Consider the following 18,648-nt stretch of genomic DNA (forward strand, 5'->3'; position numbering starts at 1 on the left):
CCATGATCACGGTGCGTATCCGTTCCGTCCCGATGGTCCCGTTCGGACGTCGCACGTCCGCGCCGCCGTCCGGCACGTCGACCGGGGCGGGTAGCGTGGGTCGCCGCCTGCTCGTCCGATCCGTTCCACCCCTGCGAGGTACCCGATGAGGCCCGGCGGCTTTGTGCCCAGCGTGTCCGTCTGCATCCCGGTCCACAACGGCGAGGCCTATCTCGCCGAGACCATCCGCAGCGTGCTGGAGCAGACCTGGCGGGACTTCGAGCTCGTCGTGCTGGAGAACGGCAGCACCGACGCGAGCTGGGAGATCGCCACCTCCTTCCGCGACCCGCGGATCCGGGTCGAGCGCAACCGGCAGGTCCTGCCGCAGGGCGACAACTGGAACCGCGCCGTCGAGCTGTGCCGTGCGCCGCTGGTGAAGCTGGTGTGCGCCGACGACCTGCTGCACCCGCGCTGCCTGGAGCTGCAGGTGCCGCCGATGCGCGACGACCCCTCGCTGTCGGTGGTGGCCTCGCGCCGGCACATGATCGACGAGCAGAGCCGGGTCATCGTCCCGCGCCGCGGCCTCGGCGGCGGCCTGGTCGGGCTGCACTCGGGCAGCGAGGTCGCGCGGCGGGTCATCCGCAACGGGGCGAACCCGATCGGCGAGCCGGGCAACGTGCTGTTCCGTCACGAGCAGTTCGTCACCGCGGGCGGGTGGCGCCCGGAGCGGCGCTTCATCATGGATCTCGACCTCTGGATGCGTCTGCTCCAGTACGGCGACTTCCTCGGAGTCCCCGAGACCCTGGCCGCCTTCCGGATCGCCCGCGGCTCGGTCTCCTCGGAGTTCGAGCAGCAGATCTCCGAGGAGCAGCAGCTGCTGTTCGACGAGCTGGGCGACTCCGGGGTGTTCGACGTCCGCCCGATCGACGTGCGGATCGGCCGGCTCGCCCTGCCGCTGGGCCGGGCCCGGCGCAAGGCACTGTTCAAGGTGTCGCGGATCGCCGCCCGCAAGGACGACAAGCTCATCGCCGAGCGCGACGAGGCCGCGGCCGCCGAGGCCCGCTGACCGCGCTGGGTGCAGGCCGCGGCCGCGGCCGCCGCCCCGACGGCATCCCGGACTCCCCGATCGGCGGGGCCGATACCGGACATCGGGGACATGCAGTCGCCTATCTGCTGCCAGGTCTTTGCGGCAGCACTGCCGTCGCGTTGAATTCCCTCACCCGGCCCGGTGGCGGCCGGACCGACCGGTGAGGGGGCGCGATGCGGACGCATGCGGTCGCCATGCACATGAGCGACGGGCTGGTGAACGGCCCGACGGCGCTGCTGTTCGCCGTCGTCGCGGTGATCGCGCTGACGGTTGCCGTCCTGCGCGCCCGCGCGGACCTCGACGACCGCACCGCGCCGATGGCCGGGCTGGTCACGGCCTTCGTCTTCGCCGTCCAGATGATCAACTTCCCGATCCTGCCCGGCGCGAGCGGGCACCTGCTGGGCGGGGCGCTCGTCGCGATCCTGGTGGGCCCCTGGGTGGGCATCATCGCGATCTCGATCGTGCTCGTCGTGCAGGCGCTGCTGTTCGCCGACGGCGGCATCACCGCCCTCGGGCTCAACATCACGAACATGGCCGTGATCGGGGTGGTCGTCGGCTGGCTGGTGGCGCGGGCGCTGCGTCGGTTCGCGGTGCGGTCGCGGGCCGGGCTGGTGGTCGTCGCGTTCGTCGCCGCCCTGCTGAACACGGTCGTCGCCGCGATGGGCTTCGTCCTGGAGTACGCGATCGGCGGCGCGGGTGGGGCCACCCTCGGCACCGTCTTCGCGCTGATGGGCGGGCTGCACGTGCTGATCGGCATCGGCGAGGGCGTGATCACCGCGGCCACCGTCGGCGCGGTGGCCGCCGTCCGGCCGGACCTGGTGTACCTGCTGCGCGGCACCGCGACCCCGCTCGCCCGTCGCCCGACCTCCGAGGAGGGTGTGCGATGACCGCCCCCGCCCACCGCCGTCCGCTGCTGTTCTTCGCCGGGTTCCTGATCGTGTCCCTCGTCGTGGCCGGGCTGGTCTCCTCCCTCGCCTCCCCCGACCCCGACGGCCTCGACACCGTCGCCCGGCATGGCTGCACCGCCGTCGCGACCCCGGACGGCGGGGAGCGGCTGGAGGGCACCTGCATCGCGACCCACGAGAGCGACCACGCCATGGCGTCGAGCCCGCTCGCCGGGTACTCGGTCGTGGGCGGCGAGGGCACCACCGGCGTCGCCGGGGTGGCCGGGGTGCTGGTGACGGTCGTCGTCGCGGGCGGGGTGTTCCTGCTGCTGCGCCGACGGGGCGGCTGATGGGCGCCGGCCACTCCCACCCGCTCCACCTGCACCACGACTCCCCCGTCCACCGGCTCCCACCCGAGGTCAAGATCGTCTCGGCGCTGCTGGTGACGGTGTGCGTGGTCGCGACCCCGCGGGAGGCGTTCGCGGTGTTCGGCGGGTTCGCCGTCCTGCTCGCCGGGGTCTGGGCGCTGGCGGGCATCCGGCCGGGCTGGATCCTGCGGCGCTCGGTCATCGAGCTGCCCTTCGTGGTCCTCGCGGTGCTGCTGCCGTTCACCGGCCCGGCGCCGACGCTGGACTGGCTCGGTCTCACGCTGTCCCAGCCGGGGCTGCTCGGGGCGTGGAACATCCTGGTCAAGGGCACCCTGGGCGTGCTGACCTCGCTGACCCTCGCCGCAACGACGCCGATGCGCGACCTGCTCGTCGGCCTGGCGCGCCTCCGCGCCCCGGCGATCGTCACCACGATCGCCACCCTGATGCTGCGCTACGCCGACGTGATCGCCGGCGAGGCCCGGCGGATGCGGTTGTCCCGGATCTCCCGTGGCCACGACCCGCGGTTCCTGTGGCAGGCCGGGGCGACCGCCCGTGGGATCGGCTCGCTGTTCGTGCGGTCCTACGAGCGCGGCGAGCGGGTGCACCTGGCGATGCTGTCGCGCGGCTGGACCGGCACCATGCCGCCGTCGGGCGACGCCCCGACCACCCCGCGGCAGTGGCTGGCCGGGCTGACCGTGGCCGGGGTCGCGGTGCTGCTGGCCGGGTCCGGCTGGGTGGCCGCATGAGCCCGCCGTCGCTGCGGCTGACCGACGTGGCCTTCGCCTACCCCGACGGCCACCAGGCGCTGTTCGGTGTCGACCTGACGATCGCCCCCGGCGAGCGGGTCGCGCTGCTCGGCCCCAACGGCGCCGGGAAGACCACCCTGGTGCTGCACCTCAACGGGATCCTCGGCGGCAGCGCGGACGGCCGGGTGGACCGCCGGGCGGGCTCGGTCGAGGTCGGCGGGCTCCGGGTGGAGAAGCGGAACCTGCGCGAGATCCGGCGCCGGGTCGGGATCGTCTTCCAGGACCCCGACGACCAGCTGTTCATGCCCACCGTCGCCGAGGACGTGGCGTTCGGCCCGGCGAACTTCGGGCTGCGCGGGCCGGCGCTGCGCGAGCGGGTCGACGAGGCACTGGCCGCCGTGGGGATGGCCGACGCCGGCGACCGTTCCCCGCTGCACCTGTCCGGCGGGCAGCGCCGCCGGGTGGCGCTGGCCACGGTGCTGGCGTGCGACCCGGAGATCCTCGTGCTCGACGAGCCGTCGTCGAACCTCGACCCGGTGGCCCGCCGCGAGCTGGCCGAGGTGCTGCTGGGGCTGGACCGGACCATGCTCATGGTCACCCACGACCTGCCGTACGCGCTGCAGCTGTGCCCGCGCAGCGTCGTGCTCGACGGGGGGACCGTCGTCGCCGACGGGCCGACCCGGGACCTGCTGGCCGACGCCGAGCTCCTCGCCCGGCACCGGCTGGAGCTGCCCTACGGCTTCGTCCTCGCCTAGTACGGCGACGGGTTGCGCGCCCCCAGAGGCTGGTCGGCCGACGTACTCGGTCAGGTCTGCAGCGCCGCCAGGCCGAACGCAGTGCTGTCAGCGAGCAAGCTCCTGTCGCGGTCGGAACGCGTCTGACATCTGAAGGTCTTGCCCGTCAGATAGAGTAGGGACGTGTCAGAATCCGTGGATCACCCACTGACTTCAGACGTGACCATGAACCGGGACGGGCGGGTGTTGATCCCGAAGCAGGTCCGCCAGGAGCTGGGGCTCGACCCGGGCTCGACGCTGGTGCTCTCGGTGGAGGACGGCCGGGTGATCTTGGAGAGCCGGGATCAGCTGATGGCGCGCATCCGCCGCGACGTCGCCGCCGCCTGGCAGGGCGCCCCCACCCGATCCGTGGCCGCCGAGTTGCTCGCCGACCGACGCGCCGAGGCCGATGCCGAGGACGCCCGTTGACCCCCGTGCCCGCCGACACCGCGGCGTCACCGGGCACGTCGGCGGTGCTGGATGCCTCCGCGGTGCTGGCCTGGTTGCGCGACGAGCCCGGGGCGGAGCTGGTCGAGCCCTATCTCACCGCAGCCGGCGGAGCTGCCCGGATCGGAGCTGTGCTCAGCGCAGTGAATCTGTCCGAGGTCCACCAGAAGCTCGCCCAACACGGCGTCGACGCCGACCGGACCATCCGCCAGCTCCGCACCCTGGGCGTGCACGTGGAGCCCTTCGGCGCCACCGACGCGACCACGGCGGCAACGCTGTGGCCGGTCACCCGCGCCGCGGGCCTTTCTCTGGGTGACCGGGCATGTCTCGCCCTGGCCGCGCGGCTCGAACTGCCCGCGGTCACCGCGGACACCGCCTGGACCACCCTCGACGTCGGCGTCACGGTCGTGCCCATCCGGTAGAACCGCCCCGACCCCACCCCGAGGTGGGTGCGAGCGCCGGGTGTTGGTCCGACACGACACCGCCCCACCCGGCGAACCGGGCGGGGCGGTGTCGTGCGGTGCGGTGTGGTGCGGCGGGGTGGGTCAGCCGCGCTGCTCCTGGCCGTTCGGGTGGCCCTGCGCCGCATCCGGCAGGCCGATGCCGGGCGCCTCACGGGAGGACTCCAGCTGGGCCGGGGTCGCAGAGCCGCCGGTGCCGACCTCGGTGCCGGGGACCGGCGGGACGTCCGAGCCCACCGGCGGGACCTCCTGCTGGGCCGCCGCGGTGGCCGCCGCGACCTGCTTGGCGATCTCCGGGTCGGAGGAGGTGTCGAACCAGTCCTCGACGCCGTCGTCCTCGGCGGGCTTGGAGACGGTGCCGTCGTCCGGGCTGGGCTCGTAGCGGAAGACGCCGTCCTCGCCGGGCGCACCCAGCATCCGGGTGAAGCCCTCCAGTGCCTTCCCGAAGTCGGACGGGACGACCCACAGCTTGCTGGCCTCGCCCTCGGCCATCTGCGGCAGCGTCTGCAGGTACTCGTAGGCGAGCAGCTCCGGGGTGGGCTTGCCGGCCTTGATCGCGGCGAACTTCTTCTCGATCGCCTTCGCCTCACCCTGCGCCTCGAGGTACAGGGCGGCCCGGCGGCCCTGCGCCCGCAGGATCTCCGACTGCCGCTCGGCCTCGGCGGCGAGGATGGCGGCCTGCTTGGCGCCCTCCGCGGTGAGGATCTGGGACTGCTTGTTGCCCTCGGCGCTGCGGATGGCCGACTCCCGCTGGCCCTCGGCGGTGAGGATCATCGCCCGCTTCTCGCGGTCGGCCTTCATCTGCTGTTCCATCGAGTTCTGGATCGAGGGCGGCGGGTCGATCGCCTTGATCTCGACCCGGGCGACCCGGATGCCCCAGCGCTCGGTGGCCTCGTCCAGCTCGCCGCGCAGCGCGGTGTTGATCCGGTCCCGCGAGGTCAGCGTCTGCTCCAGCGTCATGCCACCGACCACGTTGCGCAGCGTCGTGGTGGTGATCTGCTCGACACCGGCGATGTAGTTGGCGATCTCGTAGACCGCCGCCTTGGCGTCGTTGACCTTGAAGTACACGACGGTGTCGATGTTGACGGTCAGGTTGTCCTGCGTGATGACCGGCTGCGGCGGGAACGACACGACCTGCTCGCGCAGGTCGACCCGCTCGCGGGTGCGGTCGACGAACGGCACCAGGATCGCCGGGCCGCCCTCGCGGATGCTGTGGTAGCGACCCAGCCGTTCGATGATGTACGCCCACTCCTGCGGGACGATCACGACCGACTTCACGACGATCGTCACGACCAGCACGAGCAGGATGATGCCGATGATGAGCTCGGCCATGTGCACTCCCCTCCTGCGCGCCGGAGAACCGGCGCCGGTGTCGCCCCGGCGTCCCCGGGGCGTCGTGCCGTCCTACCGCGGTGGCAGCTCAGGACGGCGGTAGTTCCCCCCGACCGGTGACGAGCACCGCCGCCCCGGTCACCTGCAGGATCGTGACGGTGCTGCCGGCCTCGAGGACCTCCACCCCGTCCATCGACCGCGCCGACCACAGCTCGCGTCCGATCCGGACCTGCCCCCGCTCGCCGTCGACGCGCTGCACGACCTCGGCGGCGGCGCCGACGAACCGGTCCTGGTGGCGTTCGAGGGTGCCCAGGTGCGCGTCCAGCCTGCGTTTCGCCGCCGGCCGCACGGCCAGCAGCAGCAGGACCGCAACGGCCCCACCCAGCCCGGCGGCCGGGAGGAGCGTCAGCCCGAGGGCGGCCCCGGCCGCCGCGGCGAGTGCCCCACCGCCGAGCATGACGAGGAACAGCTCCCCGGACACGAGCTCGCTGCCGATCAGCACGAGACCGACGAGCAGCCAGATCAGTGCCGGTTCCATGGCTCCCAGCGTGCCAGAATGTCCGATTCACCGTCGGCGTTTCGTCGGGATGCTCCGCACTGCTTGGCCCGATCGTTACCGGTCGGTGCCGGAGTTCGACCCCGGTGTCGGGGTCAGGCCCCCTCGGCGGTGACGAAGTCGATGAGCCGCTCGACCGCGCCGATCATCGGGGTCTCCAGGTCGCGGTAGCTGCGGACCGCGCCGAGCACCCGCCGGGCACCGTCGGCGGGCTCGCCCCACCGCAGCGCCGCGCAGACCCAGGTCTTCCAGTCGGTGCCGCGCGGGATCACCGGCCACTCGCGGATCCCGACGACCGAGGGCTTCACCGCCTGCCACACGTCGACGTAGGGGTGACCGGTCACCAGCACGTGGTGCTGGGCGGCGGGGGTGGCGCGGTAGGCCTCGCGGGCCTGCCGGGTCTCCTTGGTGCCCTCGACGAGGTGGTCGACGAGGATGCCCAGGCGTCGGTGCGGTCCGGGGTCGAAGTCCCGGACGGCCGCGGCCAGGTCGTCGACGCCGTGCAGCGGCTCGACGACGACACCCTCGACGCGCAGGTCGTGGCCCCACACCTGTTCGACGAGCGCGGCGTCGTGCAGTCCCTCGACCCAGATCCGGGCGGCGCGCGCGGTGCGGGCCTTCAGGTTCGCGACGTGCACCGACCCGGAGGCGGACAGCGTGCGACCCGCGGGGGCGGCCTGCGGCCGGACCAGCGTCGCGGGACGACCCTCGTGGAGGAACCCGGCGGGGCGCAGCGGGAAGATCCGCCGACCGCCGAAGCGGTCCTCCAGCGTCACCTCCGAGCCGGTGACGGTCACGACGGCACCGCAGAACCCACTGGCCGGGTCCTCGACGACCAGGCCCGGTTCGGCGGGGACCTCGGTCACCCGGCTCTCCCGCGGGGCACGGGTGCCCGCGGTGTCGAAGATGCCCCGGTAGTCGTGGGTCCGGCTCATGGTGAGCCAGTATCGGTCGACGTCGGTCGGTGACCGGTGCACGACACGCCCACACTCCGGTGGTCACGCTCAGCGTGAATCTCGTAGCGCTGCGTCACCCACGTGCCGGGTGTGCGACGCGGGATGGGCCGTTAGCCTGACCGCCGTGTCCTGTGCCTCCACGACCTTCGCCGTGTGGGCCTCGGCCTGGCTGGCCGGGTCCGCCGCACCCGACGACGTCCTCGACGCGCTCGCGCCGTGGTCGGAGGCGCACGACGTGCTCGCCGCCGACGACGTCACCGCCGCCACGACCGGCCTGCCCGGCCCCGGGGCGGCTCCGACGTCGACGGCGATGCTGCTCGCCGCCGTCCGCAGGGCCGCTCCGCGCGGACAGGCCCGTCTGGTGCTGCCCGCTCCCGGGGACGTGCGTGGCCTGCCCGGCCTTGGCCCGTTCTCCGACGCCGCGATCACCGCGGGCGAGGGCGTGCTGTTCCCCGACGCCGGGTTCGGCGTCGTACCGTCGCCGATCGCGGACGGGGTGGTCCGCTGGACCGTGCACTCGGTCACCGACGCCGGCCCGGTCCCCGAGTACGTCGCGCTGAACGAGGCCGAGCGGGAGCTGCGCGGCCAGGTGCGGGCCGCCGCCGCGGCGTTGACCGACCTGGGTGTGGCCCGGCACCGGCCGGGCGTGCGCGAGGAGATCGCGGCCTGGCTGCGCCGGCGCCCGCAGGCGCTGTGGCCCGGTGGGATGCCCCCGCAGGCGTTGCGGGTCCTGCAGCAGGCCGACGAGGTCGACGCGATCCTGTCCGCAGCGTCCGGCGACGAGCCCGGCGGCGCGCTGTCGGCGTCGGCGGCGATCGCCCGGTCCGACGCGCTGCGCCCGATCGCCACCGCGGTCCGGGTCGCGCGCCGCGCCGCCGTCGCCGAGGCCGTCCGGGTCCTGGTGTCGGTCCCCCGCTGATGCCCGGCTGATCTCCCGCTGATCCCAGCTGATCTCACGGCGCCGGGTGCTGCCGGAGCAGGGACTCCAGCAGCGCCCGCGCCGCCGGGCCGCCGGGCCCGCCCCAGCGCCACACCAGGTGCAGCCGCGTCCGGATCTGCGGGGTGATCGGCACCGCCACCGGCGGCCGCGCCAGTGCCACGACCCCGGCCGCGCCGAGCGCGGGTTCCGGGACGACCGCCACGCCCGCGCCGCGGGCGGCCAGACGCAGCAGCAGGGTCATCGCCCCGGACTCGAACCCGACCCGCGCGGTGAGCGACCGGGCCGCCAGCGCCGCGTCCAGCGCGGCGCGCAGACCGTGCCCGCGGGGCAGGCAGATCAGCGGCCGGGCCGCGAGCTCCTCGCACGTGATCGCGGCCCGGCCGGCGAACGGGTCGTCCGCCGCGACCGCGGCGACCAGCGGGGACTCGACCAGCACCCGTCCGTCGAGGCCGTCGGGCGGGGCGTGCGGGAACCCCAGCACGGCGACGTCGAGCCGCCCGGCCCGCAGCTCGTCGACCAGCTCGTCGGTGGTCCCCTCCCGCAGGGTCACCTCCAGCTGCGGATGGGCGACGGCGAAGTCCCCGACGGGGTCGGCGAGCACGGTGTCCGGCAGCGACGTGGCCATGCCGACCGCGACCCGCCCGCGCAGCAGACCGTGCAACGCGGCGACGGCGTCGCGGGCGTCCTCCACGGCGGCGAGCGCGGCGCGGGCGTGCGGCAGGACCGCCCGTCCGGCCTCGGTGAGCGTGACCGCGCGCGGGCCGCGCTCGAACAGCGGCGCACCGAGCTCCCGTTCCAGCTGCCGCAGCTGCGCGCTCACCCCGGGCTGCGCGACGTGCAGCGCCGCGGCGGCCGCGGTGACGGTCCCGGAGTCGACGACCGCGACCAGGTAGCGCAGGTGACGCAGTTCCATAACCAGGGATGCTAGCCAGCAGACGATCCATCTCTTCGACTTCTGCCGTGGTCGGTCCCAGGCTCGATGCCATGACCAGCACACCCAGCTTCCAGACCGGGATCACCCACCGGCCCTCGGCGGTCGTGACCGCCACCGGGGCGGACGACGTCGTCGCCGCGCTGACGCGGGCCGACCACGACGGCCTCGCCGTCACCGTGCACGCCACCGGGCACGGCCTGCGCCGCCCGTGCGACGGCGGCCTGCTGATCGACACCGCGGCGCTGGCGGAGATGACGGTCGACCCGCGCACCCGCACCGTCCGCGCGGGGGTGGGCGCGACCTGGGGCGACGTCGTCGCCGCGGCGGCGCCGCACGGACTCCGCCCGCCGCACGGCAGCGCACCGTCGGTCGGCGTCGCCGGGTACCTGTTCGGTGGCGGGCTCGGCCTCGCCGTCCGCGCCGACGGCTGGGCCGCCGACCACGTCCGCGCCGTCGAGATCGCCCGCGCCGGGGGCACCGTCACGGTGACCGCGGAGTCCGACCCGGCGTACTTCGCCCGGCTGCGCGGCACCGGCCCCGACGACGGCGACGTCGTCACCGCGGTCGTCGTCGGGCTGCTCGGCTCCGACGGTCTGGTCGGCGGCGGCCTGGTCCGCGTCCTCGGCGCCGCGGACGCCCCCGGCGACCCGGCCGCGCTGCACGCCTGGGCGGACTGGACCGCGACCCTGCCCGACGACGTCACCTCCGGGGTGTCCGTGGTCCCCTACCCCGACCTGCCCGTCCTCCCCCCGCACCTGCGCGGACGTCGCGTCCTGCGGGTCGGGGTCGTCGGCACCGGCGGTACCGGCCGCACCGACGCGCTGCTCGCGCCGCTGCGCGCCGCCGTCGCCTGGGACGACGACACCGTCGCCCCGCTGGACCCGCGCGCGTCGTCGCGGGTGTATGCCGAGCCCGAGGTCCCGCACGCCTACCTCGGCGACGACGTGCTGGTCGACGGTCTCGACCCTGACGGCCTCGACCGGGTCGTCTCCCGCACCGGGCCGATGGTCGTGACCGGGATCCGGCACCTGGGCGGCACCGCCGGGCGGGCCGCGGCCGTCGCCGACACCGTCCGCGGCCGCGACGCCGCCTACTGCGTGAACGTCCTCGCCCCGTTCGGCGACGACGTCCCTGCCGCGTGTGCCTGGTCCGGGGTCGACCACCTCCTCGACGGGTTCTCGCCCCGCGCGACCGCCGAGGTGACGCACCCGTCGTTCCGGTACGGGCCGCCCCGCCCGGGCACCGCCTGAGTCCGTGCCGGACCGGCCGGGGGCGGCCGTGTGCGAGGTCAGCCGTGCGCGAGCAGCTTGACCACGATGACCAGTGCGCCCAGCCCGACCAGGGCGACGACCAGCAGCACCCGTCGCCACCACGACAGCGGGGTCCGCCGGGCCGCGAGCACCGCGAACAGGGCCAGCACCAGCACCGTCACCCCGGTCGCGAGTTCCAGCGCGGTGGTGAGCTCCAGCAGCCCGACCGCGGCGGCGACGAGCAGCACGACGGGCGCGGCGGAGGCCTGCAGGATCTGCCCCGAGCTGCGCAGCGCGGCGACGAGCTCGTGGCCGCGGGGGCCGTGACCGTGCACGGTGAGGTGGGCGACGACGTCGGAGAGCAGGCTCGCCGCCCACAGGGCGCCCGCGGCCACGACGACGTCCACGATCGCGGACCCGGCCGAGGATCCCTCGCCGCCGTGGCCGAGCAGGACCAGCAGGGTCGAGAGGCAGGACAGGGTGCCGTAGAGCCGCTCCCGCAGCACCGTCACCACGACCGGGGCGGGGACCTCACCGTCGCGGCGACGGCGGGAGGGAACACGGGAGGTCATGACGCCGAGCGTGCCAGGCCGCGTCGACGACGGGTCACCACGGCCACGTGCAGCCCCGGCGGCGCCACCGGCCCCGGGCGCGGTGCCGCCCGCGACGGAGCCTGCCCAGCATCCATCTCATGTGGACCCCGTGACCGTGGTCGGCATCGACGGTGACACCTCCTACCCCGAGAAGAACTTACAGTCACGCGTGACCGTCGGAAGGTCCGGACGGCGTAATCGCGGCCTGCCCCCACCGACGGATGAGCACTGCCATCACACGCTGCACGCCGGCGCCGGCCTGACGATCGCCCCCGCGAGCACGCCCGCGCCACACCGACCGACGCCGACGTCGGCTCCTTCGACGACGGCGACGGCTCGGCCCACCTCGCCCACCAGGTCGGCCGGGAGCTCGCCCGGGAGACCCTCCTCCTCGGCCGGACCGGCAACACCTAGCCGCGGGCACGCAGGGCGTCGTTGACCTGCTCGGCCATCGGCGCGCTGGACGCCGGGTTCTGACCCGTGACCAGGTTGCCGTCGACGACGGTGAACGCCTCGTAGGCAGGCCCGCTCTCGTGGGCGGCACCGCGCTCGCGCAGCCGGCTCGCCAGCAGCCACGGAGCGCCCTCCGCAGTGCCGAAGATCTGCTCCTCCTCGTCGGTGAAGGCGGCCATCCGGCGCCCGGCGAACAGCCAGCCGCCGTCCGGGCCGGTCGCGCTCAGCAGACCCGCGGGGCCGTGGCACACCGCGCCGACGATCCGGCCGTCGGCATCGGCCCGCGCCAGCAGAGCACCCAGGTCGGCGTCCTCGTGCAGGTCGACGACCGGTCCGTGGCCGCCGGGGAGCACGATCGCGTCGTACCGCTCCGGGTCGACCTCGGCCAGCACCAGCGGCGCCCCGAACTCCCGCAGGGCGGTCTCCGCGACCTCGACGTAACGCGCGCAGTCGGGGCCGGCGACCTCGGGGTCGGCGCTGTGCTGGTCCAGGGGCTGCAGAACGCCGCCCGGGGAGGCGAACTCGACGGTGTGCCCGGCGCCGACGAACGTCTCGTACGGCGCCGCCAGCTCCTCGGCCCAGTAGCCCGTCGGGTAGGAGGTGCCGTCCGTGCGCTCCCAGGTGTCGGCGGCGGACATGACGATCAGGATCCGGCCCATGGTGGTTCTCCCTCGATGGTCGACCGTGGTGCGCTCCCGGCGATCGGAGCGTGTCCCCAGCCTTGTGGCGGCATGGGTGCCGCGGGGGCCTATACCGGGCCCTGCCCGACCGCGGACTCCGCTGACCAGGACCCACAGGGCCAGGTGGGACGGACCGGGTGGGGCGATACTGGCCGGCATGGCCGGGAACAACCGCGAGCTCGCCGACTTCCTGCGCCGCGCCCGCGGTCAGTGCGACCCGGCGCGGGCGGGCCTGCCCGCCGACGGGCGCGTCCGCCGCGTGCCGGGGCTGCGCCGGGAGGAGGTGGCGCTGCTCGCCGGAGTCTCCTCGGACTACTACGCCCGGCTGGAGCAGGGACGCCGGATCGTCCCCTCGCCGTCGGTGGTCGATGCCATCGGCCGGGCCCTGGAGCTGGACGCCGCGGGACGGGCCCACCTGAGCGACCTGATCGGGCTCGGCCCGGCCTCGCCGCGGCCCCGGGCCCGGGCGGTGCAGCGGGTACGGCCCGGGCTGCGACAGCTGCTCGACGCCCTCGACGAGCCGGCGCTGCTGCTGGGCCGCCGGATGGACGTGCTGGCCGCGAACCGGATGGCCGCGGCGCTGTTCGTCGACTTCGACCGGTTCCCCGCCCCCGAACGCAACTACGCCCGCTGGATCATGCTCGACGCCGACGCGCGGTCGCTGTTCGAGGACTGGGCGGTACAGGCCCGCGCCGCGGTCGAGACCCTGCGGCTGGAGGCAGGCCGCGACCCCGGGGACCGGGCGACCGTCGAGCTCGTGGCCGAGCTGCGCCGGGAGAGCCCCGATGTCGACCGATGGTGGGGGGAGCACCGCGTCTACCAGCGGACCTACGGGACCAAGCGGCTGCGTCACCCGGTCGTCGGGCACCTGAGCGTGGAGTACGAGACCCTCACCCCGCCCGGTGATCCGGACACCACGTTGTTCCTCTACTCGACCGCGGCCGGGTCACCGTCGCGCGAGGCGATGGACGTCCTGGCCAGCTGGGCCCTGTCCGACCGGACGACCGGTGACCGGGCGGCTCAGGACTGCTCCTGACGCCGGACGCTCGCGATCTCGACCTTCACGTCGCGTCGACGCGCGAGCCGCACCTCCCGACGCCGATCCAGCCCGGTGCGTCAGTCCTTCAGGGCTGCGGCCAGGGCGGCGAGGTCGTCGGGGTGCATCCGGGCCACAGGAGCGGGTTCCACGGTCGCGCTCCGCAGCCGTTCGAGCTCGGCGGCGTGGCCGTCGCGCTCGGCGCGGACGCGTTCGATCCGGTCGGAGAGCTCCCGGATCTCCGCACGCGCCGCGTCGTGCTCCGCACGCAGCCCGTCGGCGACGGCGCGGGCCTCGGCCAGCGCGTCCTGCTGCCCGGCGAGACGGCTGCGCTGCTCGGCGACGGTCTCGGCCAGCCCGGCCCGCTCGCCGGCCACCGAGGCGAGCTCGGCGCGCAGCGCCGCCAGCTCCCCGGCCACACGGTCGCGGTCGCGGGCGAGGTCGTCGGCGCGGGCGAGCGCGGTGTCGCGTTCGTGCTCCGCGGTCCGGGCCGCGAGCACCGCGGTCTCCCGGCCCCGGCCGGCGGACGCGGCGGCCTCCCGCTCCGCACGGGCGTCGGCGACAGCGGCGTCGCGCGCGACGACGGCGGCGTCCCGGGCGGCGACGGCGTCGGCGGCCTGCTGGCGCGCGGCACCGAGGGCCTCGGTCGCCGCGAGGGCGGTGGCGGTGGCCTCCTCGGCCCGGGCCACCGCCTCGGCCCGCTCCTGCCGGGCGTCGGCGGCGGCCCGGGCCGCGTCACGGGCCCGGCGCTCGGCCGCCTCCCGGGCGGTCTCGGCCTGCTGACGGGCCGCGTCGGACTCGGTGGCGGCGGCGCGGGCGGCCTCGGTGGCGGCCAGGGCGTCGCGCTCGATCTCGTCGAGCCGGTCCAACACGGCGGTCAGTGCCCCGGACAGCTCGGCCACCGGTCCGGCGAGCGCACCGACGTGCTCGCGGAGCCGGTCCGCGTCGAGCGCGAACGCCCCGGTCCCGGTGTCGAGGCCGAGGGCCCCGAGGGCCTCCCGCTCGGCGCGGGCCATCTGCGCGCAGGTCCGACCCTGCTCCCACCGGGTGTCCCGGCAGAACGACCGCGGACGGCCGCCCTGCGGCCCGGGCGGGGGCAGCTCCGCCCGGCATCGGCTGTATCCGCACCGCACCACCGTGTCCGCCATGCACCCCACGCTACCAGTTCATGTTTCTCAAACTCGAAACCAGTTCATGGTTCGTTATCATTAACCGAGATAACACTGGATAATGCGGGGAATCCCGTATGGCTTGACAGGGACCGCCGGGAGCGCGGGCGGCCCGGCGGGGTCAGGGGGCCGGGTCGAGGGTGAGCAGACCGGTGTCGGTGTCGAAGTCGAACAGCTCGCCGTAGCGGCCCCAGTCGATCGCGGTGTCGATCTGGCGGCGGGCGTCCTCGGCGGAGAACCCCCGCTGCAGCAGGTCCAGGAAGAACCCGACCCGCAGCGATCCGTCCGCAGCGGCGGACAGCGCCCGGTGCACGGTGCGCACCAGCGGGGCCCGGGTCACCGCCTGCGCGGCGAAGATCCGCTTGCTCTCCTGGATGTCGGCGGTGGTGAACGCCCGCCCGGTGCCGGTCAGGTGCAGGTCCGCCCCGGACACCTCCAGCAGGTCGAGCATCGCGGCCGCGTCGACCAGCGGCAGCAGGTCGTCGACCTCGAAGCTCAGTCCGGCGGCGAGCTCGGGCAGGTCCGCCCGGCCGCCACCGGAGTGCACCAGCTCCACCAGGCCCGCCAGCCCGCCCACCGAGGCGGCGGGCAGCGGCCGCGCGGTCGGGGTCACCTCGCCGGTGCCGGCGCCGACGACGTCGGACTCGCGACCGGTCAACAGGTCGTAGAGCCGGTCGACCAGCGCGGTGAACGCCGGCGTCGCGCGGTCCCGCGGCCGCGGCAGGTCGACCGCGACCTCCGCCCGTATGCGCCCCGGGTTGGCCTCCAGGACGACGACCCGGTCGGCCAGCAGCACCGCCTCCTCGATGTTGTGCGTGACGATGCAGACCGACCGGGTCGGGAAGCGCCGTCCGGTCCACAGGCTCATCAGCTCGGTGCGCAGGTTCTCCGCGGTGAGCACGTCCAGGGCGGAGAACGGCTCGTCCATCAGCAGCAGGTCCGGTTCCAGCACCAGCGCCCGGGCGAACCCGACCCGCTGGCGCATACCGCCCGACAGCTCCCGCGGGTAGGCGGACTCGAAGCCGTCGAGTCCGATCAGGTCGATCGCGGCCAGGGCTCGCTCGCGGCGCTCGGCGGCCGGGACGCCCCGGGCGGCGAGCCCCAGCTCGACGTTGTCCTGCACGGTCAGCCACGGCATCAGTGCGAAGGACTGGAACACCATCGCGACACCGGGGTTGGCGCCGTCGAGCTCGCGGCCCCGGTACCGCACCGTGCCCGACGTCGGCGCGATCAGCCCGGCGATGGTGCGCAGCAGGGTCGACTTGCCCGAACCCGACCGGCCGAGCAACGCGACGATCTCTCCCTCGCGCAGCTCCAGGGCGATGTCCTGCAGGACCCGCAGCTCCTCCCCCGTGCTGCCGGGGAAGCTCGTGCTGACCCCGTCGAGGGTGATCAGGGCGTCGGAACGGGTGGCGGTCGTGGACGACACGGGATGCCTCCTGGTGATCGGTGGGGCAGCGGGTCAGAGGGCGAAGCGGCGCTCGGCCAGGGCCTGCAGGGGTCGCCAGAACAGGCGGTTGACCCCGACGACGTACAGGCTCATGACGACGACGCCGATCAGGATCCGGGGCCCGTCGCCGGCGGCGGTGGCCTGCGCGATGTACGCGCCGAGCCCGGTGGCGGTGAGCGTGACCGGTCCGTAGGTCACGACCTCGGCGACGATCGAGGCGTTCCAGGCGCCACCCGCGGCGGTGATCCCGCCGGTGACCTAGCCGGGGAACACCGCGGGCAGCGCCAGCCAGCGCCACCACAGCGAGCGCGGCAGCCCGAGGTCGGCCGCGGCCTCGCGCAGGTCGTGCGGGATCGCCGACGCCGCGGCGATCACGTTGAACAGGATGTACCACTGCGCACCCAGGCTCATCAGCACGATCCCGCCCCAGTCCAGGCTCACCCCGGTCGCCAGGAGCACCCCGGTGACCAGTGGGAACAGGAAGTTCGCCGGGAACGAGGCCAGTACCTGCACCACCGGCTGCGCGAGCCGGGACACCCGTGGGTTCATGCCGATCCACACCCCGACCGGCACCCACACCACCGTCGCTACGACGACGAGCAGCACCACCCGGCCGAACGTGACCAGCCCCAGCAGCAGGGCGTGCCCGACCTCGCCGAACCCGACCGTCGCCGCGACGTAACCGGCCATCCGGACCAGGGCGTAGGCGAGCACGGCCGCCCCCGCCGCCCCCAGCACGACGTCACCGGCCCGCCGGCGCACGGCCGACACCCGCAGCGGGTGCTCGGCGCGGCCGAACACCGCCATGGCCCGGTCGAGCGGCCCGACCAGCCGCCCCGCGACCCGGCCGACCGCCCGCGGGACGCGGGAGCGGCGGAGCAGGTCCAGCACCACGCTGCGGGGTGCCTCGGCGGGCGCGGAGTCGCCGATCCGGAACCGCTCCGCCCAGGCCGTGAGCGGCCGCCAGAACAGCACGTTCACCCCGACGACCATGACCACCATGACGACGACGGCGAGCAGCACCCGGCCCGGGTCGGCGTCGGCCGTCGCGGTGGCCACGTAGGCACCGATACCGGGCAGCACGTAGGAGTGCCCGTCCACGGTCAGTGCCTCCGAGGCGACCAGGAAGAACCAGCCGCCGCCGAAGCTCATCATGCCGTTCCAGACCAGCGGGATCATCCCGCCGGGCACGTCGACCCGCCAGAACCGCTGCCACTTCGACAGCCGCAGCAGCCGCGCCGCCTCGTCCAGCTCACGGGGCTGGGACACCAGCGACCGGTGGAAGGCGAACGCCATGTTCCAGGCCTGCGAGGTGAAGATCGCGAAGATCGACGCGCACTCCAGGCCCAGCTCCGAGCCGGGGAACAGGGCGAGGAAGCCGGTGACCGTGATCGACAGGAACCCCAGGATCGGCACCGACTGCAGGATGTCGAGCGCCGGCAGGAGCACCGCCTCCGCGCGCGGCAGCCGGGCCGCGGCGGTGGCGTAGACGAAGGTGAACAGCACCGACAGCACGAGCGCGGCGAACATCCGCAGCAGCGAGCGGGCGGCGTAGTAGGGCAGCTCGGCCGGGTCGGTCGAGAGGCGCGACGGCGCGGTGGCCGGGTCGAACGGGACGTCGATCCCGTGCGAGACCCGCACCAGTGCGTACAGCAGGGCGGCGGCCCCGGCCAGCACGGCGACGTCGACGAGGCCCTGCCGCGGCCGGGCCAGTGCCTCCCGGGAGGGGAACACGCGCAGCACCACGACGGTCTCCTTTCTCCGCCTGCGGGCGGGGTCAGCGTGCGGCGCCGGTGTCCCGGGCCGGGGTCCGCACGTCCCACCGGACGCTGGTGACCGAGGGCTCCAGCGACAGCCGGCTGACCGCCGACTCCATCTGGGTGTCGTCACGGTGGTCGGCGGCCAGGTCGGCCCGGACCTCGACGTAGCCGTCGGTGTCGGTGTTGGCCGAGCGGACCGAGGCGAGCCGGAAGTCGGTGCGCCCGAGTGCCTGGACCAGCAGCGCCCGGACGTGGGCCTCGGCGTCGTCGCGGGTGACGGCGTGGAAGCTGTAGACGGTCGGGGTCTCGTCGCCGGACTCCGGGCGGCGGTCGATGGCCCGCCCCAGCGGGCGCAGCGCCAGGTTCACCAGCACCACGACGCCGGTCCCCGCGGCGGCGACCGGGTAGAGCCCGGCCCCGGACAGCGCTCCGACGGCGGCGGAGCACCACAGGGTCGCCGCGGTGTTGAGCCCGCGGACGGTCATCCCGTCGCGCAGGATCACCCCGGCGCCGAGGAACCCGATGCCGGACACGATCTGGGCCGCCACCCGGGTGGGATCGGCACTGCCGGTGTCGGACAGCCCACCGAAGCCGTGTGCGGACAGCAGGACGAACAGGGTCGCGCCGACGGCGACCAGGGCGTTGGTGCGCAGGCCGGCCATCCGCGCCCGGTACTGGCGCTCGAAGCCGATCACCGTGCCCAGGCCGACACCGGCCCCCAGGCGCAGCAGCATCTCGACGGTCGTCATCACGTACTCGCTCTCGTTGCGCAGGAGAGGTCCGCCGGCCGCGGC

21 protein-coding genes and 1 pseudogene are annotated in these 18,648 nt (G+C 74.7%); 11 read left to right on the forward strand and 11 right to left on the reverse strand.

From position 1 onward, the window contains the following. The first annotated feature begins 163 nt into the window (after positions 1-163). The 7 genes from Ae717Ps2_RS13460 to Ae717Ps2_RS13490 all read left to right on the forward strand — a co-directional run bounded on the left by Ae717Ps2_RS13460 (position 164) and on the right by Ae717Ps2_RS13490 (position 4,706). A complete protein-coding gene (locus tag Ae717Ps2_RS13460; protein ID WP_063718593.1) occupies positions 164-1,045 on the forward strand; it encodes a glycosyltransferase in 882 nt (293 codons plus the stop codon). Positions 1,046-1,239: 194 nt separating this feature from the next. Next, entirely contained in the window at positions 1,240-1,953 is a 714-nt protein-coding gene (locus Ae717Ps2_RS13465) for an energy-coupling factor ABC transporter permease (RefSeq protein WP_170918281.1), read from the forward strand. Further along, positions 1,950-2,300 (forward strand): PDGLE domain-containing protein, encoded by a 351-nt coding sequence (locus tag Ae717Ps2_RS13470; RefSeq protein ID WP_075333461.1) that lies wholly within the window; start codon positions 1,950-1,952, stop codon positions 2,298-2,300. Before Ae717Ps2_RS13465 ends, Ae717Ps2_RS13470 begins: the two co-directional genes overlap by 4 nt. Beyond that, a complete protein-coding gene (gene cbiQ / locus Ae717Ps2_RS13475; protein WP_075306237.1) occupies positions 2,300-3,064 on the forward strand; it encodes a cobalt ECF transporter T component CbiQ in 765 nt (254 codons plus the stop codon). Before Ae717Ps2_RS13470 ends, cbiQ begins: the two co-directional genes overlap by 1 nt. After that, a complete protein-coding gene (locus Ae717Ps2_RS13480; protein ID WP_075306236.1) occupies positions 3,061-3,819 on the forward strand; it encodes an energy-coupling factor ABC transporter ATP-binding protein in 759 nt (252 codons plus the stop codon). Before cbiQ ends, Ae717Ps2_RS13480 begins: the two co-directional genes overlap by 4 nt. A 204-nt stretch (positions 3,820-4,023) precedes the next feature. Then, positions 4,024-4,266 (forward strand): AbrB/MazE/SpoVT family DNA-binding domain-containing protein, encoded by a 243-nt coding sequence (locus tag Ae717Ps2_RS13485; protein ID WP_075311751.1) that lies wholly within the window; start codon positions 4,024-4,026, stop codon positions 4,264-4,266. 5 nt (positions 4,267-4,271) lie between these two features. After that, positions 4,272-4,706: a type II toxin-antitoxin system VapC family toxin gene (locus Ae717Ps2_RS13490; protein WP_075306234.1), complete on the forward strand. Its 435-nt coding sequence runs from the start codon at positions 4,272-4,274 to the stop codon at positions 4,704-4,706. 123 nt (positions 4,707-4,829) lie between these two features. On the opposite strand, the gene Ae717Ps2_RS13495 is transcribed toward Ae717Ps2_RS13490, so the two are convergent. The 3 genes from Ae717Ps2_RS13495 to Ae717Ps2_RS13505 all read right to left on the reverse strand — a co-directional run bounded on the left by Ae717Ps2_RS13495 (position 4,830) and on the right by Ae717Ps2_RS13505 (position 7,568). Further along, positions 4,830-6,077 carry an SPFH domain-containing protein gene (locus tag Ae717Ps2_RS13495; protein ID WP_075306233.1) on the reverse strand — a complete coding sequence of 416 codons (1,248 nt, stop codon included), beginning with the start codon at positions 6,075-6,077 and terminating at the stop codon, positions 4,830-4,832. An 88-nt stretch (positions 6,078-6,165) separates the two neighbouring features. Continuing rightward, positions 6,166-6,615, reverse strand: coding sequence for an NfeD family protein (locus tag Ae717Ps2_RS13500; RefSeq protein WP_075306231.1), 450 nt, complete (start codon positions 6,613-6,615; stop codon positions 6,166-6,168). A 113-nt stretch (positions 6,616-6,728) separates the two neighbouring features. Continuing rightward, positions 6,729-7,568, reverse strand: a complete 840-nt coding sequence (locus tag Ae717Ps2_RS13505; protein WP_075334265.1) for a DUF3097 domain-containing protein — start codon at positions 7,566-7,568, stop codon at positions 6,729-6,731. 145 nt (positions 7,569-7,713) lie between these two features. On the opposite strand from Ae717Ps2_RS13505, the gene Ae717Ps2_RS13510 reads away from it, so the two are divergent. Next, positions 7,714-8,508 (forward strand): hypothetical protein, encoded by a 795-nt coding sequence (locus tag Ae717Ps2_RS13510; protein ID WP_075333462.1) that lies wholly within the window; start codon positions 7,714-7,716, stop codon positions 8,506-8,508. A gap of 34 nt (positions 8,509-8,542) precedes the next feature. Here Ae717Ps2_RS13510 and Ae717Ps2_RS13515 read toward each other — a convergent pair whose 3' ends face one another. Further along, a complete protein-coding gene (locus tag Ae717Ps2_RS13515; protein WP_075306227.1) occupies positions 8,543-9,442 on the reverse strand; it encodes a LysR family transcriptional regulator in 900 nt (299 codons plus the stop codon). A gap of 71 nt (positions 9,443-9,513) precedes the next feature. Here Ae717Ps2_RS13515 and Ae717Ps2_RS13520 point away from each other — a divergent pair, with 71 nt between their 5' ends. Next, positions 9,514-10,713 (forward strand): FAD-binding oxidoreductase, encoded by a 1,200-nt coding sequence (locus tag Ae717Ps2_RS13520; RefSeq protein ID WP_075333463.1) that lies wholly within the window; start codon positions 9,514-9,516, stop codon positions 10,711-10,713. A gap of 38 nt (positions 10,714-10,751) precedes the next feature. Here the strand turns inward: Ae717Ps2_RS13520 and Ae717Ps2_RS13525 are convergent, their stop codons facing one another. Further along, positions 10,752-11,285 carry a hypothetical protein gene (locus Ae717Ps2_RS13525; RefSeq protein ID WP_075306223.1) on the reverse strand — a complete coding sequence of 178 codons (534 nt, stop codon included), beginning with the start codon at positions 11,283-11,285 and terminating at the stop codon, positions 10,752-10,754. A gap of 256 nt (positions 11,286-11,541) precedes the next feature. On the opposite strand from Ae717Ps2_RS13525, the pseudogene Ae717Ps2_RS39035 reads away from it, so the two are divergent. Further along, positions 11,542-11,705: pseudogene (locus Ae717Ps2_RS39035) on the forward strand (1,4-dihydroxy-2-naphthoyl-CoA synthase); the annotation flags it as partial. Between the two features lie 11 nt (positions 11,706-11,716). On the opposite strand, the gene Ae717Ps2_RS13530 reads toward Ae717Ps2_RS39035, so the two are convergent. Beyond that, positions 11,717-12,418, reverse strand: coding sequence for a type 1 glutamine amidotransferase domain-containing protein (locus tag Ae717Ps2_RS13530; RefSeq protein WP_075306221.1), 702 nt, complete (start codon positions 12,416-12,418; stop codon positions 11,717-11,719). A gap of 178 nt (positions 12,419-12,596) precedes the next feature. On the opposite strand from Ae717Ps2_RS13530, the gene Ae717Ps2_RS13535 reads away from it, so the two are divergent. Then, entirely contained in the window at positions 12,597-13,475 is an 879-nt protein-coding gene (locus Ae717Ps2_RS13535) for a helix-turn-helix transcriptional regulator (RefSeq protein WP_075333464.1), read from the forward strand. 80 nt (positions 13,476-13,555) lie between these two features. On the opposite strand, the gene Ae717Ps2_RS13540 is transcribed toward Ae717Ps2_RS13535, so the two are convergent. From Ae717Ps2_RS13540 to Ae717Ps2_RS13555, 5 genes are all read right to left on the reverse strand, one after another. Then, the gene (locus Ae717Ps2_RS13540; protein WP_233147548.1) at positions 13,556-14,623 is read right to left on the reverse strand and encodes a response regulator receiver protein; all 1,068 of its coding nucleotides are present in this window, start codon (positions 14,621-14,623) and stop codon (positions 13,556-13,558) included. Between the two features lie 142 nt (positions 14,624-14,765). Beyond that, positions 14,766-16,073, reverse strand: coding sequence for a nitrate/sulfonate/bicarbonate ABC transporter ATP-binding protein (locus tag Ae717Ps2_RS13545; RefSeq protein WP_083695951.1), 1,308 nt, complete (start codon positions 16,071-16,073; stop codon positions 14,766-14,768). Positions 16,074-16,106: 33 nt separating this feature from the next. Further along, on the reverse strand, positions 16,107-16,292 hold the full coding sequence (locus Ae717Ps2_RS39040; RefSeq protein ID WP_233147549.1) for a hypothetical protein: 186 nt from the start codon (positions 16,290-16,292) through the stop codon (positions 16,107-16,109). Positions 16,293-16,352: 60 nt separating this feature from the next. Next, entirely contained in the window at positions 16,353-17,840 is a 1,488-nt protein-coding gene (locus Ae717Ps2_RS13550; protein WP_233147550.1) for an ABC transporter permease subunit, read from the reverse strand. Positions 17,841-17,871: 31 nt separating this feature from the next. After that, a complete protein-coding gene (locus tag Ae717Ps2_RS13555) occupies positions 17,872-18,603 on the reverse strand; it encodes an MgtC/SapB family protein (protein WP_043281833.1) in 732 nt (243 codons plus the stop codon). Between the last annotated feature and the right edge of the window lie 45 nt (positions 18,604-18,648).

Origin of the sequence: Pseudonocardia sp. Ae717_Ps2, assembly GCF_001932475.1 — a bacterium.
GTDB lineage: Bacteria > Actinomycetota > Actinomycetes > Mycobacteriales > Pseudonocardiaceae > Pseudonocardia.